A 643-nucleotide genomic window follows, 5' to 3' on the forward strand; every position below is an offset into this window, starting at 1 on the left:
GCCGCGGCCCGGCAGGCGCTCGTCGCCGACCTCGCGGCGCTCACCGCGGCCGGTTTCCACGCCGTGCGGGCGCTGCCGCATCCGGACGGCACCGACGTGCTCGTGCTCGCGTCCGTCTCGACGCTGCCCGGCGGGTCGAACCGGCCGGGCGAGCCCGCGCCCGCCGCGTACCGCTGGTACGTCACCCCGTTCCCCCCGCCGGACTCGTCAGCGCCCAGGCCACCGCTCCTCGCGCGGCCGGTCGACGCCCTCGGTGGCGGGATCCTCGGGCCGTCGCGGCTCGACCCGGAGGCGTTCGACTGGTCGTTCCGCCAGGGCGGGCCGCGGCTGCGCCGGCCNGGCCGCGGCTGCGCCGGCCGTTGCGCTGGGCCCCCGCGCCGCTGGAGATCCGCCGCGGGCTCGGCGGCCGGGCGGAGCTCGTCGGCACCCGGCCGGGCGTCGCGCTCGTCGTGTGTGTCGCGTACGTCCGGCGCGGCGCGGCCGACCCGTACGAGGTCCGGGTCGAGCTGCCCGACGGCGCGGTCCTCGACCTCGACCAGTACGGCTACGTGATGAACCTCCTCGAGGAGCTGTGCCCGCTCGGAGTGGAGATCAACACCTTCCAGCTCCGGCGCGGCCACGTCTCGCCGGACGGCGGGCCGCC

Source organism: Protofrankia coriariae (assembly GCF_001017755.1).
GTDB classification, from domain to species: domain Bacteria; phylum Actinomycetota; class Actinomycetes; order Frankiales; family Frankiaceae; genus Protofrankia; species Protofrankia coriariae.